The 17855-nt window shown below is 67.7% G+C and carries 8 protein-coding genes and 1 pseudogene; 4 read left to right on the top strand and 5 right to left on the bottom strand.

Annotated elements, in window-relative coordinates; all coding sequences use genetic code 11:
- Window positions 1–224, top strand: a pseudogene (locus tag AB0H83_RS49850) (hypothetical protein); the annotation flags it as partial.
- A 94-nt stretch (window positions 225–318) separates the two neighbouring features.
- On the opposite strand, the gene AB0H83_RS49845 reads toward AB0H83_RS49850, so the two are convergent.
- Window positions 319–675, bottom strand: coding sequence for a hypothetical protein (locus AB0H83_RS49845; protein WP_360110384.1), 357 nt, complete (start codon window positions 673–675; stop codon window positions 319–321).
- Between the two features lie 104 nt (window positions 676–779).
- A complete protein-coding gene (locus AB0H83_RS49840) occupies window positions 780–7364 on the bottom strand; it encodes an RHS repeat-associated core domain-containing protein (RefSeq protein WP_360110381.1) in 6585 nt (2194 codons plus the stop codon).
- Between the two features lie 405 nt (window positions 7365–7769).
- Here AB0H83_RS49840 and AB0H83_RS49835 point away from each other — a divergent pair, with 405 nt between their 5' ends.
- Together AB0H83_RS49835 and AB0H83_RS49830 are read left to right on the top strand one after the other, a co-directional pair.
- On the top strand, window positions 7770–12065 hold the full coding sequence (locus tag AB0H83_RS49835) for a ricin-type beta-trefoil lectin domain protein (RefSeq protein WP_360110378.1): 4296 nt from the start codon (window positions 7770–7772) through the stop codon (window positions 12063–12065).
- Window positions 12066–12266: 201 nt separating this feature from the next.
- Complete coding sequence (locus tag AB0H83_RS49830) at window positions 12267–12629, top strand: DDE-type integrase/transposase/recombinase (protein ID WP_360110389.1); 363 nt, start codon at window positions 12267–12269, stop codon at window positions 12627–12629.
- A gap of 394 nt (window positions 12630–13023) precedes the next feature.
- Here the strand turns inward: AB0H83_RS49830 and AB0H83_RS49825 are convergent, their stop codons facing one another.
- Window positions 13024–14961, bottom strand: a complete 1938-nt coding sequence (locus AB0H83_RS49825; RefSeq protein ID WP_360110375.1) for an arabinofuranosyltransferase — start codon at window positions 14959–14961, stop codon at window positions 13024–13026.
- Window positions 14962–15858: 897 nt separating this feature from the next.
- A complete protein-coding gene (locus tag AB0H83_RS49820; protein WP_360110387.1) occupies window positions 15859–16563 on the bottom strand; it encodes a site-specific integrase in 705 nt (234 codons plus the stop codon).
- A 377-nt stretch (window positions 16564–16940) separates the two neighbouring features.
- Here AB0H83_RS49820 and AB0H83_RS49815 point away from each other — a divergent pair, with 377 nt between their 5' ends.
- On the top strand, window positions 16941–17405 hold the full coding sequence (locus AB0H83_RS49815) for a hypothetical protein (protein WP_360110372.1): 465 nt from the start codon (window positions 16941–16943) through the stop codon (window positions 17403–17405).
- On the opposite strand, the gene AB0H83_RS49810 is transcribed toward AB0H83_RS49815, so the two are convergent.
- Window positions 17348–17728, bottom strand: coding sequence for a hypothetical protein (locus AB0H83_RS49810; protein ID WP_360110369.1), 381 nt, complete (start codon window positions 17726–17728; stop codon window positions 17348–17350). The genes AB0H83_RS49815 and AB0H83_RS49810 overlap by 58 nt on opposite strands.
- Between the last annotated feature and the right edge of the window lie 127 nt (window positions 17729–17855).

Raw genomic sequence — 17855 nt, 5'->3', positions numbered from 1 at the left:
TCGCGCTCAGCGGCGTCCGGATGCCCCGCATGAACGCGGTGATGGAACGCTGGGTGCGGACCTGCCGGCGTGAACTGCTCGACCGTACCTTGATCGACTTCCTCGTTCAGGTCATGGGCCGTGGGGGTGCGGCGATCCGGGTGGGGCAGTTCGCGGCGGAAGATGACGCGGGTGTCGTCGGATGGGTGGTGGTGCACACCCCTGCATCGACAGCGAGCCGGTAGGACCGTACACAGTGGACACGGCCGACAACGCAGCGGCACCCGTCGATCAACTAAAGAGGGCCAGAACCAGAACCACCGATGACCGTCACAACCATCACACCGACTCCAGGCGGACTGCCGCTCCTGCAGCGCGCAACTTCTCGGCCAGCAGGTCCATCTCCGACTGTGTACCGATGACACCGCCTCCAGCAAGGCGCTCGACCTCACTGGAGGCTTCGGCCAAGCCCGCGCCATCGTCACGAAACACCTTCATCAACCGCACCCGTAGTGGCCGCGATCCAGCGCCTTCAACCGACACCCGGGTGAGGCCGCATTGGTCCACATATGTCGTCCGCATCGGCTCGGGCAGCGGGCCGTCGCCGTGCGCATACTCTTCCCGTTCGCAGTCCTCACAGCGACGATGAATCGTCCATTCAAGCTTGCCAGTGATTGCCGTGTCCCAGAATGCCACCCGCGTCCTGCCGCCGCAGGCCGCACATGTCCGGACAACCTCAGCGATACACATACAGCTGCCACCTCTCAGACCTGGGATGCGCGCAACACCGACTTTCTACTCTACGCCGTCTCTCCCCAGCCCCGCATTCTGAAGTATCGCTTGATGATGAGGTAGAACCGTGCCTCCTGCGCACTACCCAGGGGGTGGTGCGGGCTGGCTATGCGGCCGTACCAGCGGTGATGCAACTCCTCATGGACGATCGAGAGTCGCAGTGCTCGGCGGCTACTGAAAGACAGCGGTCCGATCTGGACCCCCTCACCGGGTGACGAGACTCCGCGTCTCGAGAACGGGCTGTACTGCGGTGTAAACGACAGCCGGAGGTGAGGAAAGTCCTCCCGGATTATTGCTTCGATCGCGCGGTTGCGGCTCTGCGCAGTACTGCCGGTGACGTGCGACAGGTCGGCAGTCCATTTGCTGAAGCCATCTTCACCCTCAGCTTGCTGGTCAGTTCCGCCGCTGTCGTCACCGGCCGTGTCGGAGTCCTCGGGATCCTTCGTCTGCTCCGGGTCATTCGCATCCTCGGAACCCGTCGTCTCGTGTTTGGGTTTGTCGGCGTTCTTGTCGGATGCGGCGACGCCGGAGTCGTTGTTGGGGGGTGAGCCGTTGCTGCCGCCGTTGCCGTCGTGACCGTCTCGGTGTGAGGGGCCGGTGTCTACGCCGGGGACCTTGACGCCGAATTTGTCGGCGAGTCTCCTGGCGGCGGCGGCCGCGCGTTTGCTGAGTCCTGCGCCGCCGGACAATGCGTTCAGGAGCATCTCGCCGACGACTTCGCCGACGGTGACGCCGCAGTCGTAGGCGTTGGCGTCGCCGCCGAAGCACGTGGCGAGCTGTTCACAGATGCCGGTGATCGCGCAGGCCCAGCCCATGAACTCGCTGCCGGTCTTCTCCTCCCACTTCTTCGCGTCACCCTCGAACGCGTGCCATGCGCTCTTCGGATCCTTGAGCATCTTGCGGATGCCCCGAAGCGTGGCCAGCATCTCCCAGGGACTGACGGTGTTCCACAGACCCCGGAGGAAACCTCGGGCGAAGTCGCCGAACTTCGACAGGCCGCTCGGGTCCGAGAACGTGACCGGGTTGTTGTCCGAGTACGAGTAGCCGTGCAGCTGCTGCGGCGTGCTGAAGTCGATGAGCGGGTCGACGGAGATGAACCTGCCCGTGTTCGGGTCGTACTCCCGCGCACCAAGATGCACCAGCCCGGTCGGGTCGTTGTCGCCGCCGACGAAACCCTTGCTGTTCGGCCACGTCACGACTGGGCCGCGGTTCTCCCCGTACGGCGTCTGCCGCCGGCGGGTCACCGTCTGCGACGCGTCAGCGGTGATCGAGACATTGCCGGTGCCCTGCTGGTCACCGCACAGCCACGCGATGCCGCCACCGGCACGCTGCCCGACGGTCTCGCCGTTGAACGAGTAGTAGCGGGTCGCCTGCACGGAGCCGCCGGTGAGCCGGAGCTCCATCCCGCCGCCCAGGTACAGAGTGGCACCGCCGCCACTGTCCTTGGCGAGCAACCGATTGCCGTCGGCGTCGTAGATGTAGGACTTGGTGCCGGTCGTGTCGGACACCGAGGTGAGGTGACCCTCGACGTCCCAGCCGAGGGTCTGCTGCCCGTTCGGGCCGGGCCGGGAGAGCGTGTTGCCGGTCTTGTCGTAGGTGTAGCTGGAGGTCTTGATGACCTGCCCGGTGGAGTCCTTCAGCTTGCTGTCGGTGAGCAGGTGCGGCTGTGTGCCGGCGACGCCCTGGTTCGGGTAGGTGTACTCGGTGGTCTGCAGCCCGGTCGGCGTGAGGTGGTCGATCTCCTTCAGCCGCGAGCCCGTCCGCCCCTTCGGGTCGGATGCGGTGCCGAAGTCCCACTCCTGCCAGTACGGCGCCGGACCGCCCATGGTCGTCGACGCGGGCGCGGTGGAGCAGTCGCCGCTCTGCGGGGTCCATGCCTGCTTGAGCCGGCGGGCGTGGTCGTACTCGAAGCACTGCGTGTCGCGCTGCCCGTTCAGCGGATTGTCGTCGATCTTGAGAAGGTTGCCCGCGTCGTCGTACTTGTACTCCGCATCCGCCACGTACGCCGACCCGACCGACTTCAGTACCGCGAGCCGCTTCAGGCGGTGCGTCACATCGTCGTACTCGGCCTTGCTCTGCACGAACGGCGCACCCGTCAGCGCCGTCGACCGAATGATGCTGCTCGACTCACCGAACTCGGTGTAGGAGGCGTCAGTGACGTAGTGCGTGACGTCGCCGTAGTTCGTGCTCAACGCCTTCGGCAGGCCGTACGTGCTGTCGTACTCGTACGTCAGGGTCTCGCCGGCAAGGTTGCCCGTCGTCGGCAGGACCACCGTGTTCGGGCTGCCGTCCACCTTGTACGTCATCCGCACCGAGTACGAGGTGCCGAAGCCCTCGGTCACCGGCAACGTCACCCGGGTCTGGGTCGGCCGGTACAACGCGTCGGCGGTGATCAGTTCACTCTTGTACTCGTTGCCCCCCACGAACCGTGACATGGATTTGGTCAGGCCCTTGGCCGGCAGGTCGTACACCGCCTGCGTACGGACCGTTCCGGTGATGCTGCCGTCACGGGTCGTCAAGGGCCGCCCGAGGTCGTCGTACGTGTACGCGAGGATGCGGTCCTCTGCGTCCTTGGACGTCTCGAGCTGGTCGTACGCGTTGTACGTCAGCTCGGCGGGGCCCCTGTCCGGGTCCACGGTCTTCTTCAACCGGCCCAGATCGTCGTACTCGTAGGACCAGACGTTGCCGGACGCGTCGGTGACCTTCTCCAACTGACCGGTCTTGTTGTACGTGTAGGAGGTCTCGTCGTACGTGCCGGTCGGGGTACCGCCGTGGTACTCACGCAGCTTGGTCGTCTGCCCATGGCTGTCGGTGAACGTGGCAGTCGCGGTCCCGCCCAGCGGCGGCGTCACCGTGGTGTAGTCACCGTAGTACGTGGTGACTGTGCCCCACTTGCGCACGTTGTTCGACCACAGGGCGCTCTCGGTCACCCTGCCAGCCGTGTCGAATTCGACCCGGGTCTGCGTCGGAACGTCCAGGTCGGCGGGCTGATGCAGGGTCAAGCCGGCCGTGCCCGTGGTGTCGTACGGCTGGTTGCTCTTCCAGACGCGACCCGCCGTGTCGTAGAAGTTCGTGTCGGCGATGATCCGGCCACCGCCAACCGCTCGGCCCTGGATCTGCCGTGGCCGCAGCAACCCGTCGTAGATCTGGAACACCGACTGGTAGTTGCCGTTGGCGTCCTGAGCGAGGGTCTCGATGCCGTTCACTGAGGTTTTGCTGATCGTGTACCGGTACTCGACGCTGGGCGTGTTCAGGTTCGTGGCCTGTGGACGGTCCGCGAACCACACCTTCGTGCGGCGCCCCAGGGCGTCATACGCGGCCGAGGTGATCCGGGTGTTGATGTCGGACTCGGTGAGGACCTCACCATGCGCCGGGTCGATCGTGACCTTCGTTTCCCACAGCTTCGGGTTCTTCGCGGTCATGCCCGTGAGCGGGCCACCCGTGGCCGGCTCGTACACCGTCGAGGACACCCGCCCGGCGATGTCGGTCGACTCAATGGTGCGGCCGTGCACGTCGTGCTTGTACGTGCCGACCGTCTGGAACTGGACGTCGCCGCCGTTCCAGGCGCTCATCCGCTCAAGCTTCGTGACCAGGCCCTTGGTCGGCGTCACACCGTACGCGAGGTTGTCGTACGTGAGCCGGGTGTCGGACAGGACCTGATCGGCTGCGGACGGCCCGTTGGCGGTGCAGTCTCCAGCCCAGGACCGAACCCGCTTCGCCGAACGCAGGATCCACACGTTGGGGTCGGTGTTGGGCAGGTACTCCTGCAGCGTGCACTTGTCGTCGGTGGTGTCGTTCGGGTCGCCGAGGTCCTTCACCTTCAACGGCACACCCTGCTGGTCGTTCTCGGTGACCGTCTCGAACCGGCGCCACTGGTTGTTGCTGATCAGCGCCCGGGTGGCGGTCTTCTCGCTGGCCACGTACCGGGACTCGGTCACGACGCCGTTGATCGTCCGGCTCGCGGCCGGGGTCGCCGACCGCCACGGTGTGGTCACCGTGGCCGCGTTGACCACACCGTCCAGGTACACGAGCTGCTCGCGAACCGACCCGGCGTACTGCTCGTAGTCCAGGACCGGACCACCCTCCAGACCCTCCACGTTGACCGTGCGGGTGCCCGAGGCGGTCTTGTCGCCGTGCATGCCCCGGAAGTACAGCGACTGCACCACCTGCTGCTTCGGGCCTTCACCGATCTTCGTCTTTACGACCGGGTAGCCACGCCACTGTCCCCACGACTTGTACTTCGCCTGGACCAGGCCGTCCTCGCCGTCCCAGTGCCACAACGGCAGGTTCTGCGGGTTCTCGTAGTCGTAGAACGTCTTGGTGGCGCTACCGCCGGCGGTCAGGTCGATCTGCTGCACCGAGTCCACGACGTACTTGTGGAAGTAGTCGGTACGAGGCTGGGTGTACCCCTGCGGCACCCACTTCACCGGGTAACACCGCAGCGTGTTGGAGTCCAGCGCGGAAGCGTTCGGCAGGCGCCCCGGGTTCGTGCAGTCCGGGTCGCTGTAGTCGATCGCGATCTCCGCACCCGCCTCCGTCCGGATCGATGTGATCCGCCACCAGTTCATCGCCGGCGCGAAGTCCGACCACACCGCGTCGACCCGGTTCGGTAACTGGATGCCTTCGAACGTCACCTCGGGCAATGTGATCGCGGCGCCGTTGAGGCCCTTGTGGGTGATGGCCTCCAGCCACAGACCCGCCCGCGTGCCGTCGCCCGGGTCGGGGAACGACTGCCGCAGTACCCACTGGTCGACGTCCTGGTACCTGCCCTCCGCGGCCTTCCACACCTTCGTCGTGACCGTGGTGAGCCGCGTGCTGGACCAGAACGTCGGCGCCGACTGCCAGCACGTCCCGGACGAGGCGCAGTTCTGGTCCCACGGGGTGTCCGGCCAGTTCGTCTTGTCCTTGGTACCGCAGTTCGCCGTCACACACCGGTCGGAGACCCCGAAGTAGACCTGCGCCGGCGCGGCCGTCGTCGTGTACACCGTGTCCGTGCCGCTGCGGTTGTCGGTGCCGTAGTCGATGCGCACCGGGTAGCTGTCGCGGTAGTAGAGGGTCGGCGAGTTCTCCTGCTTGTTCTTCGCGTAGTAGTTGGCATCCCGCGCGTACCAGAGCGAGGCGGTGTTGCCGTAGACGTCCTCGATGTAGTCGAGGTTCCACCGGTACGCCTGTACGCAGAACGAGTTGGCGAACGATGAACCCTTGCACGGCTCACCGGTGTGGTTGCCGGCAACCGGAACGGTCGCCACCGAGTTGGTCTCGGGCTTGTTCGTCGTCCAGCCCGGCAGCCGGTTGCGGCCGAACCAGTATTTCGTCCCGTCGGCCGCGGTGACCTTCCAGTATTCGCCGTCGTTGTCACCGTTCGACGCGCCCGTGATCCGCTCGATCCGCGACCCGTCGTCCTGAACGGGGTGCCACAGACCGTCCGTGTCCTTGAGGAGCTCGCCGCCACCGTTGTTGAGCGACATCACGGCGTTGTCCGTGGCCCAACACATGTCGCCGGTGTCCTCGGAGTTGTTGCCGCCGTTGGCCTTGTCGTCGGCACAGCCCACGTAGCGGCGCTCGATGAAGCCCGTCTCGTACGAGAAGCCCTCACCGACCCAGCCGGGCTGACTGTTCGACGCCGCGTGCCGCCCGTCCACCGACTGCGACGAATACGACAGCCCCACCGTGGGGGCCGGACCGCCGACGGCGGGTGGGACCCGCATCGGGTAGGACCACGAGAACCCACCGCCCGAACCACCCGACGACCACGTCGACGACGGCGACAAGGTGGTGGCGCCGAAGTCGCCGGCACCGCCCGACGGGCCCGCCGCGAGCGCCACCATGACGTTGCCCGACGTCAGCTTCGACGCTGCCGCGGTCGTCACCGACGCCGGTAGCGTCACCTCACCGGACACCGTCTTGGACTTCACGTCGTTGTCGGACCGCACCGGGATCGGGCGGCACGCCGCGTCGTCGGGCGTCGTTGCGTGGCACTCGGGGATGACCAGCATGCGGAGCCGGCTGCCCCAGTCGGCGCCGAACGCCGACTCGAACGCCGCGTAGCTCGTCTCCAGCTTCACCGCACCTGCGGTCGCCGCGTTGTCGGTCCGCGCGACCCGGAACATGACGCCCTGCACGCCGGCCGCGTGCACCTCGTCCTGCGACAACGTCTGCACCCGTACCTGCTCCGGGCCCTTGGCACCGGCAATCACCCGCAACGGCGTGCCCGGTACCGACACTGCCGCGTCACCCGCCGACGCGCTCCCTGACGCCCGCAGTTGTGTGCGCGCCGCGGCGATGTTCACGTCCGCGGTCGCGGCAGCCGGCCACTGCACCGAACTGACCGTCGCCCGGCGTGCCGCCGCCGACGCCGTCCCGGGCTGCGGCGACTTCAGGCCTACCGTGCCGCCCGGCACGTCCTTGTAGCGCTGTGCCGCCTCGGGCTTGGTCACCTTCGGCGCCGCCTGGACGGGCGGCACCACGAGATTACTGGCGGCCAGCGACAGGATTACCGACGCGGCGACCGCGCGCGGCACCCGCCCGAACAGCCGACGACGATGCCAGCGGAACACACCGCCGTTCGATCCGAAGACACCGGTGAAGGACACAGTTCCCCCGCAGACATGGGTGAGCGACCTGCCGTCGTCAGACGAAGGCAGGTCGGGCAACGTCGAAAAGACAGGAGTGAAGACTGGAGATCTAGTTGGCTTATGCGGGCAGGTCGACCGAACGCGCAATCACGTCGGCCACTGTCTTGCACGCAGCGCGCGCAGGCCACCGAACATGCGAAGCCTCCCCGTCAGGCTCATGCAGCACATCGAGATCAATTATCGAGCAGGGCCGAAACTAGGCCATCCATCCATCGAAGTCAAGGAATCACTGTGCGTATACAACAGCAGCAGTCGCCTCGATCCGGACAATCCTTCTGTGTCGTCATGATCTCGCGGACGTCGATTGACACGGTGGTCAAACCACCCCTACGTTTCGGTCACTTTCACTCCGCGGGGGCATCTGTGACCAAGCTTCAGCGTGCCGGACGTCGATCTCGACCCGGCACTCTCTCCGTCCGGCTCGCCATGGCCGCCGCGCTCGCGGTCGCCTCCACCGGGCCGGCGGTGGCGCTCGTGGCCGGCAGCGCCGGCCCGGCCGCCGCCGAGCCCGGGCCGACAGGGCAGAGCACGGCATCAGCGGCCGAGCAGCGAGCGGCCGAGACCGCGGCGATGCGGCGGGCGATCGAGAGCGGCCGCACGGTCGAGGTGGCGAACTCCAGGTCCGAGGTGGCACGGGTCTTGGCGACGCCGCGCGGGACGCTGGTGCGGGAGAGCTACGCCGTGCCGCACTGGACGAAGAAGGACGGCGCATGGCGGCAGATCGACTTGTCGCTGCGCAAGGACGGCGCGACGCTCACGCCCGTGGCGTCCGTTGCCGACGTGCGGTTCTCCGCCGGCGGCGACGAGCCGCTCGTCACCCTCAACGGTGCCGGCGGCGCGCTGCGGCTCTCCTGGCCGTCGAAGCTGCCGGCGCCGCGGATCGTGGGCGACACCGCGGTCTACGAGTCGGTGCTGCCTGATGTCGATCTCCAGGTGCAGTCCACAGTGGAGGGATTCGGGTACTCCCTCATCGTCAAGACCAGGCAGGCCGCCACCAACCCGGCGTTGGCGAAGCTGCGGTTCGGGCTGTCCACCACCGGATGGTCGGTGCGGGGACGGCCCGGCGGCGGCTACGAGACCCGCGACAGCACCGGGAAGACCACCGCCTCCGCCGGCCCGGCGCTCATGTGGGACTCCTCCGGCGTGCCGCTCGCGCAGCGGTCGTTGGCTGCGGCGCGGACGGCGGGCCCGGACTCGGTGCTGCGGCACGTGCCCGAGGACTCCCGCAAGGCCGACCTGCCCACCACGGTTGAGGACGGCGCGCTGGTCATCGTCCCCGACCCGGCCATGCTGGCTGACCCGAGCATTGCGTTCCCGGTCGTGATCGACCCGTGGACGGGTGTCGGCAGGACCCGCTGGGGCTACACCAACTCCACCAACGCCACCCGTGACGACGGCATCGTCCGCGTCGGGCAGAACACCGACGGGTCCGGCACCTACCGCTCCTTCTTCGCCTTCGACCTCAGCTGGCTGCCCGGCAAGCAGATCCGCGGCGCCAAGTTCATCACCCTCATGACCCACTCCTGGTCGTGCACCGCGACCCCGGTCAGCCTGTACCGCACCGGTGACCTCACCGTCGCCGGTAAGCAGACCTGGTCAGGCCCCGGGCTGAACCTGTTCGTCGAGACCAAGTCGGGCAACGCTCACAAGCCCTCCGGCGGCGACGGCTGCAGCCCGAACGCGCAACCGAACATGTACATGGAATTCTCGAACCAGACGCTGCTCAACGACGTCATCAACTTCGGCCAGGGCCGGGGCAGCTACACCCTCGGCCTGTCCGCCCGTGACAGCGACGGCACCGACGAGACCACCGGCAACCGCTGGAAGAAGTTCGACCAGGCCTCGACCGTCATGTCTGTCGAGTACAACAGCCTGCCGAACACACCGACCGCCGCGTCGCTGACCACACACACCGACTACACCGCCGCCGGACAGGCCTGCGTCACCGGCACCGGCCGGCCGCTCGTGCGGTCCATGACGCCGTGGCTCAAGGCGAACATCTCCGACCCCGACGGCGACAACAGCGGCCAGCTCTCCGCCTCCTTCACGCTCCAGCAGTGGAACGGCACCGCCTGGACCGCCGTCGCCGGCTGGCCCAAGGGCGACTCCGGTGTGCCGTCCGGCACCCTGGCCGAGGTCCAGATCCCGACCGGGACGCTGACCAGTTCGAACTATCGCTGGCAGGTACAGGTCAGCGACGGGCTTACCGGCACCTCGAACTGGTCACCGTGGTGCGAGTTCACGGTCGACACCACACCACCGGGCATCGTGCCGACCGTGACCGCCGCCGACGGCCTGTACCCGGAGTCGCCGCCCAACAACGTCATGCTCGGCTCGGTCGGCCGCAGCGGGCAGTTCACCTTCGGCGCCAACGGCGAGACCGACATCGTCGACTACGAATACCAGCTCAACAACGGCGCGAAGACGTACGTCAACGCGTCCACCACCGGCGGACCGGCCACCGTCTGGATCACCCCGACCCACGCCGGCGAGAACGTGCTCACGGTCCGCTCCCGCGACGCCGCCCAGAACGCGTCACCGCCGAAGGACTACCGCTTCCTCGTCAACTCCCACTCCGCGCCCGCAGCGGCCTGGAAGATCGATGAGGGCGCCGGCACCACGCTCGCCACGACCCCGGCTGGCGGCCCGTCGGCCACGCTTATCGGCGGCCCGGCCTGGACCGACGGGCGCGTCCTGGGTACGCATGCCGTCAGCGGCAAAGACTCCGCGCTGCGCTTCGACGGCGTCGATGACCTCACCGCCGCACCCGGCCCGATCGTGGACACGTCGAAGAGCTTCAGCGCCGCTGCCTGGGTCCGGCTCACCGGCAGCGCCGCGAGCCAGCGCACGGTACTGTGCAAGGAGGGGTCGATGGCCTGTGGGTTCGCCATCATGTACCTCCCCGCGCCGACGAACCGGTGGGCGCTGACCATGTACGGCAGCGACGTCGCCGACGCACCGACCGTCTACGCCACCTCGGCTACCGCGCCGGTCTTCGGCCAATGGACGCACCTCGCGGTGTCCTGGGACGCGGGCTTGAAGACCGCCAAGCTCTACGTCAACGGTGTCGTGGCAGGCCAGCTCAGCCGCCCCACCAACTGGAACGCCACCGGCGCATTCATCACCGGCAGCGGCAGGTGGAACGGCGTCCGCCAGCCCACCTTCCTCGGCGACATCGCTGACGTAAAGATTTGGGACCGTGCCCTCGACCCGTCGGTCGACCTCGAGCCGGTCAACGCGCCGGTCGTCACAGGTGAGTGGGCCATGGAGGACTACGACGAGGACGGGCCCCGGCAGGTCACCGACGACTCCAACTACCAACGCCCGCTGACCCTCACCGACGCGCCCGGCGTCACCTGGTGCGACAGCTACTCCAGCACCGGCCTCTGCTTCGACGGCGTCTCCGGCGCCGCCACAGCCCCCTCGGTCGTGCGCACCGACCAGTCGTATACGGTCACCGGCTGGGCCCGGATCACCGACACCACCGTGTCCCGCACCGTCTTCTCCCAACAGGGCACCCGCGGCGCCGCGTTCACGGTCCGGTACGACCATGCCGTCGACCGGTGGTCGTTCGCCGTGACCGGCACCGACGTGGACGCACCGGCCGTCGTCAAGGTGAACTCGACCGCCCCGGCACAGCTCAACAGCTGGGTCTTCCTGGAGGCGATCTACGACGCGCAACTCGGCAAGATCCGGCTGTTCGTCGACGAACAGGCGCAGGGCGAGGCCTACGTGACCGCGAACTGGAACGCCACCGGGTCATTCAACCTCGGCCGGACCCTCCAAGCCGGAGCCGATGCGGAGTTCTTCGCCGGCGACATCGACGACGTCCGAATCTACACCGGCGCCCGGCGTACCATCACCAGCGCCGTGCCGACCAACACGCTGATGCTGCTGCGCTCCGGCCTCGCCGGCAAATGCCTGAACAACACGGCCGGCGCGAGCACCGACGGCAACCCCGTCACCTCGTCCGCCTGCAACGGCGTCTACAACTCCCAGCTGTGGACCATGCACGGCGACAACACGATCCGCATCGCGGGCAAGTGTCTCAACGCGCAGAACTCCGGCACGACGCCGGGCACACCGGTGGAACTCGGGACCTGCACCAGCGCGGCGACGCAGCAGTGGCAGATCGGCCCGTTCAACTCGCTGCGCAACTCCGCCTCCGACCTGTGCCTGGACGTCTGGAACGGCAGCACGGCCGACGGGACCCCGCTGCAGCTCTGGACCTGCTATGGCAACGCCGCTCAACAGTGGACCCCACAGTGGACCGGCATCGGCATGATCCGCTCCGGGATCCCCGGCAAGTGCATCAACAACAACCTGGGGGCCATGACCAACGGCAACCCGATCCAGTCCTACGACTGCAACGGCGGTCCGGACACCCAGATCCTCACCGTCCTCGGTGACGGCACCATCCGAATCGCGGGAATGTGCCTGGACGTCGTCGGCAACAGCACCGTCAACGGCGCCAAAATCCAGCTGTACACCTGCAACCTGGCACCGAACCAACTCTGGGAGGCGGGGCCGAACAACTCCCTACGCAATCCGGCGTCAGGTCGATGCCTGGACGTGCCGAGCTCCAGCACCGTGAACGGGACACAGCTGCAGATCTACGACTGCTACGGCAACCAGGCCCAGGAATGGTTCGTGCCCTGACCCAACCATCGCGACGGGGAACCGCGGGCGCGGGTCCCCGTCGCGTCACGGCGCCGCGTTGATCTGCGGCGGCGCGGATCAACGCGGCGCAGGTCTCCGGGCCGGCGGAGAACATGGTCGCGGCCCGGTTGTATCTGCACTACAACCTTGTCGTACCACCACGACGATGAACTATCGACGTGCTCGTCTCTGCCCGGCGGGATGCCGCTGCGGCACGGCCGCTCTTCCCGCCGGCGTGGCGACGACGTTGACAGGACGGTGCGGCCCACGGAAGTGGTCACCGACGCGGCGCAGGTGTACCCGGCGGTGCTTGATGAGCTGGCGCCCTCGGTATGGCACCACGTCGAACGCCACGCCAACAACCGGACAGAGGCGGGCCGCAGTCAGTTGAAGCACCAGCTCAGACCGATGCACGGGCTCATGACGGACCGGACAGCACAAACGATCATCGTCGGACACGCTTTCATCCAGAACCTGCGCCGCGGTCACTACGAACCCGGCGTCGACACCCCGCACGGCCTCCGCGTCGCCGCAGCATTCACCGAGCTCGCCACTGCCATCTGAGGCCGGCCGCCACCCGCCCAAACGCGCCCTCCGATCAGCAAACGCAACGGCGCCCAGCGACCTGACCATCCGCCTTCAGCAACGGCGAGATCGGCGGCGTCGCCGAACAGACCGTCGGCCGGTGGAAGCTCGACGCGACGACAGGCGACAGCTTCTGTCGGACGGTCGCTCAGCGGAAGCCACGTCGTGGGCGACATCGACGACGTCACTGTCGACGGGTACGTATTCTCCGCCACCGAGGCAGTGGGCGCGTCGTAGTGCTCCAGCTGCGCTTTCGCGTCTGACGATTGCAGGGTTGCGATCCGGGTCGCCGCTGTGGCGTTGGCGCTGTTGCACGGCGGGCGCATCGGGTCATTCCGCCTGCGCGGCTCTGCCCGGCGCTGTGCGGGTGTCGTCAGTTTCGCCGGACCGCGACGACGTAGCCGCCGACGTCGGTGGCGTCGAAGTGTGCGTCGTCGATCGCGGCGGCCGGTAGGCACAGCTCGCGTGACTTGACGCCGTCGGGGTAGTTCTCGTCCTGGTACCGGAACCGCAGGCAACCGTCCTTGCGCTGCAGCACGATCACGTCGATGCGGTCGTACGGGTTGTTGACCATGGCGTTGGCGAACTGGTCCGGCCACGGCACCGACTGCAGCCACTGCAGCACCGCGATGCGCTTGCGGAACTGGGCGGTCGGGTGCGAGTACGCGAACTGGTACTCCACGAACCCGTAGTACGGGTAGAACGCGTACAGATCCTGCCGGTCGCTGAGCACCACCGGGTGGCCGGGGCCGTGGTAGCGGGCGTCGATGGCCCGGCGCAGGTCCTCCGCGGGCGGCAGCCGGCGGTCCGCGTCGGGTGTGCCGGTGGCGTGCCGCGGCATGGTCCCGTCCGGCAGCACCGTGTTATGCGCCAGCGGGGTCAGCTCGTCGTCCAGGACGCCACCCACATAGCGGTCCGCCGCGAGCAGGCACAAACCGGCCACCAGCACCACGGTCAACCGGCGGACCCGGTCCTCGTCGAAGCGCCGCCGCGCCTGCCCCGCCAGCCGGTGCAGCGCCAGCACCGCCGCGCAGACCAGGATCAGCGGGACCAGCTCGCGCATCTTGAAGCTCATCAGCGGCACACCGGCCATGATCATGAGGTAGCCGGCCGCGTGCCAGGCATACACCGCGGCGAGGAACACCAGCAGCGACCGGGACAGCTCCTCCCCCGCCGTCCACACCAGGAACACCAGCCCGAGCAGGCACACCACCCCGAGCACGCCCGGCTCGAACATCGGCAGCGCCAGGTCCGCGAAATTCGCCAGGAAGTACCGGTTGTTCAACGGCCGGTACTCCACCGCGGTCACGATGTCGTACACCAGCGGCGCCCAGAACGGCGCGGACCCGGCCACGGTGACCGCGAAGACGAGCAGCGCCCGCCGCACCCGCTCCCACGACAGGTGCCCGTAGCGGCGCTCCACCAGGATGTGGATCGCGGCGACGAGCACACACACGAACAGGTAGTAGTAGTACGTGGTGAACAGCAGCGCGCCGATCAGCCCGAGGACGACCGGGTGCAACGGCCGCACGTCCGGGCGGCGCACCCCGTGCATCGCGTGCAACCACCATGGCACCACCGACACCAGCACGACCAGCGCATACGGCTCGTACACGACGATCCCGGTGGTCAGGGTCGCCACCGCCATGAACGCCGCCAGCCGGTCCGGCACGATCCGCTTCCACAGCGCATAGGCCAGCAGCGGCGCCACGAACGCACCGACGATCTCAGCGACCTTCACCATCTGCCACGCCGGGACGTCGAACAGCACCGCCGCCCGGCCCTGCAACCACGGGAACAGCGGCGCGTAGTACGTGTGCAGGCCCTTGTAGAAGAAGTCGGCGCTGTGCCATGAGTCGGCGAACCGGGTCGCCGACTGCATCCGGAACGCCTGATCGGTGTCCCACAACCCACCCAGACCGTACGGCGTGCCACGCAACGCGCTCGTCACCGCCGCCGCGCTGATCGCCGACACCGCCGCGACGATCACCCCGGCGTCCCACAACGCCCGCCGGCGCACCGCCCGCACCACCACGACCGCCACGACGAACACCAGCAACAACTCGAACGTCCGCAGCTCATACCGGGCTAGGCCACCGTAGCGGGTCACCGCGCCGTCGACCGAACCCACCGCCCAGGCCAGCACCGCCCCGACCGCCACCGCCGGCAGCAACGTCAACGGCCGGCGCCACCGGGCCGGGGCGGGCCACGGAACAGCCGACTGTGGTTGCGCCGGCCGCTCCGGCTCAGGCTGCTCGTCGCCGCTCAGGCCGTCGGTGTGCCCAGCAGGATCGGAACGGGTGATAGACACGCTGCCGGGCCTCCTAGCCGCACGAACGTCCGAATGCGCATCCTAGCCTCGGCGCGCATCGACAGTGACCCGTTCGTCGCGATCGACCACGTGCGGACCAGCGATGAAGTGCGCTCGGATCGCTCCCGGTCAGCTCCTGACAGGACAGTCAAGGCCGCAGCGGACTGTTGTCGCACTACGCAGCGCATCCCGACTGGTCGCTCGCGACCATACAACTGCTCTCGGCCGCCCTTCGCCAACTCGGCGTAGGTACCGCGCTGCTGCCTCACGGCAGCACAGAGCGCGATTGCCGTCTGCCCTCCGGATCTATGCGGTCCGATCGAGCGCACCCCGGCGCCGACGGCGAGCCGGCTGGTGACGTTGTCCGGCCGCAGCGGTTGGCCGGGGGCGGCCGGTGAAGATCCACCGCGAACGGAACGCTAACGGATGGCACCCCGCGACACTGACAGCACTTGATTTTGCGTCAAGTGCGATGCGTCCAAAAGGGGACCAACCTGGCGTTGACTCGGGCATTCTGCCGGTTTTGGCCGAATTTTTGTTAGCGCCACCGTTAGCGCGCGCTAACAAGAACTGTCCAATGTGTACATCATGAGCTTGAATATTCCCAGCTCACACTGTCGGGACGGCGGGATTCGAACCCACGACCCCTTGACCCCCAGGCTCGTAACGACTCTATTACGGAGTGTTGCCCGATGCCGGTCTATGCCCTCACGTCTTCCTGACCTCTTCATACTACTCCTTCCCCATGCCGGCTGATGACGCGTCATCCTTCCGTGTCCGCGAGGAGTCGATCTCCGTTGTGAGCCTGTTGTGAGCGCTTCCCGGTCAAGTGCCGTTCATGATGCTGCGTCCACGCTGTATTCGCGGTCGTCGAGCGGACCCTCGGGATGGTCGTGTTCATGCTGCGTTCAGCACGCCGACGGCCGCGCCGAGGTCCGGCGTGATGGGCCCAGCGATGTCGTCCGCAGCCTGGCGTCGGCGGCCGGCATTGACTCGCGAGTAGTAGCGCATCAACGTCGCCGGGGCATGACCGAGACGCTCAGCCACCTCAGCGATGCCGTACCCAAGATCCAGCAGATTCGAGGCGACCACGTGCCGGATCTGATGCGGGCCGAGCGGGCGCACCCCCGCAACGACCGCGAGCTGGTTAAACCGGTGCGTAACGTTGTCCGGCCGCATCGGCTGACCCTGCCGGCCGGTGAACATGTAGCCGGACACCAGCGCCTTCTTCGCTCGCGGCCTGATCCCGGTCAAGACCGCGAGCGTCGTGGGGTCGAGCACCAGACTGCGGACGCCGTTATGCGACTTGGGCGGCTTCTCCCGCACCCGACTCGCCGGATCCTCAACGACCCGCTGCCGGCGAACCGTCAACGTGGCAAGGTCCGGTTCCAGATCACGCCAGCGCAGACCGCACAGCTCGCCGCGGCGCAGACCCGTCGTCAGCAGCAACCGCCACAACGGATACAACCGATCACCAGCAACGTGCTCATGGAACGTTCGGACCTCATCCACGGTCCACACCGGCCGCAGCTCATCAGACTCCCGCAGCTTACCCGCACCGAGGGCCCGGCCAGTCTGTTCGCCGAACGCCTTGCCCAGCACCAGATACAACGTCCGCAGCGTCGTGCGGGAGTAGCCAGCCGCCTCCAGCTGCTGGTAGGGGTCTGCGCCACCAGCCTCGCCAGCACAGGCCCCCGCCGCCCCGTCCGACCTGACCGCCACGCCTGTCAGCCCTCACCGCCATCCGTCTACAATGGACGGACAACTCCACCGACGAGACCGGCTTCACCGTCATCGACGGCAGCAGGTCCCGCACCACCGGCGCCAACTCGACGTCACTGGCCTGGGACGACCTCACCCCCGGCACGTACGTGTGCTTCAAGGCCCGCACCTCCGGCCCCGCCGGCGTCTACGCCTACTCCCCACCCGGCCAGCAGGACTGGGCCTGCACCACCACGCCCGCCGCGTAGGCCCGACCCTTGTCCGGCGTTTGTGCGCTGCGCCCATGGACGCCACAACCGCCCGGTGAGCTGCTGGAACTGGCCGAGGAAGCGCAGCGGCGGCGCCGATCGACCCCGGCGCGGACCCTGCACGACCACGGCTACCTGGTGTTCTGGGCCAGCCGGTACGATCTGGCGCAGCGCCCCTTCGAGCAGGCCCTGACGCTCGCGGAGGAGCAGGGCGACGCCTCCCTGCAGGCGCTCGCGCTCGCCGGCCTCGGCAGGGTCGCCATCAACACCGACGTGCCGGAGGCGGTGCGGCTGCTGCGGCGGGCGCAGGCGGCGACGCAAGACCTCGACGACGCCGACCCCGGCCGGTCGAGCGCCCCGCACGTGCTCGGTATGGCCCTGCAGGGCCTCCGGATCGTGGCAGACCGGGTGGATCGTCACCGTTGCGCGGCAGTCCCCTGTGCACCAGGGATGCTTTGCCGCACTTCGATGTGAAAATCCTCGGACAGCAGGTCGCCGGCGAAGTCGCAGCCGACAAAATGCCCGATCGTCTGCCCGATCTGATGGCCGGCAACATTGACCAACTCTTCGTCCCGAGCGACCTGCCGCAGCACCTCCAGTGCCCGCGGCTCACGCCAGTGCGCGATGTCGGAGAAGGCTTGGACGCGGATTACCGGATCTGCCGAACCGTCCAGCGCCACCTCGGCGAGGCGATCGGCCCGCCAGTCCCATTCGAGAACACCCTCCTGCCCCAGGTCGGCCAGGAACTCCGCGGGCGGGCAGTACCCGTGCTCGTCCACGTAGTGCAGGATCATCATCGGGGCGCAGTAAACATCACCCCGTCGGGTGTAGTGAGGTGATCTCAGCAAGAATTGCTGAGGTAGCGGTGCTCGAAGTGGGTGAGGACGAGTGCCGCCCTGACGAATTCGCTGATTCTGGTTGGGC

This window comes from Dactylosporangium sp. NPDC050688 (assembly GCF_040654515.1).
Taxonomy (GTDB): Bacteria; Actinomycetota; Actinomycetes; order Mycobacteriales; family Micromonosporaceae; genus Dactylosporangium.
This window is presented reverse-complemented; position numbering and strand designations above follow the sequence as displayed.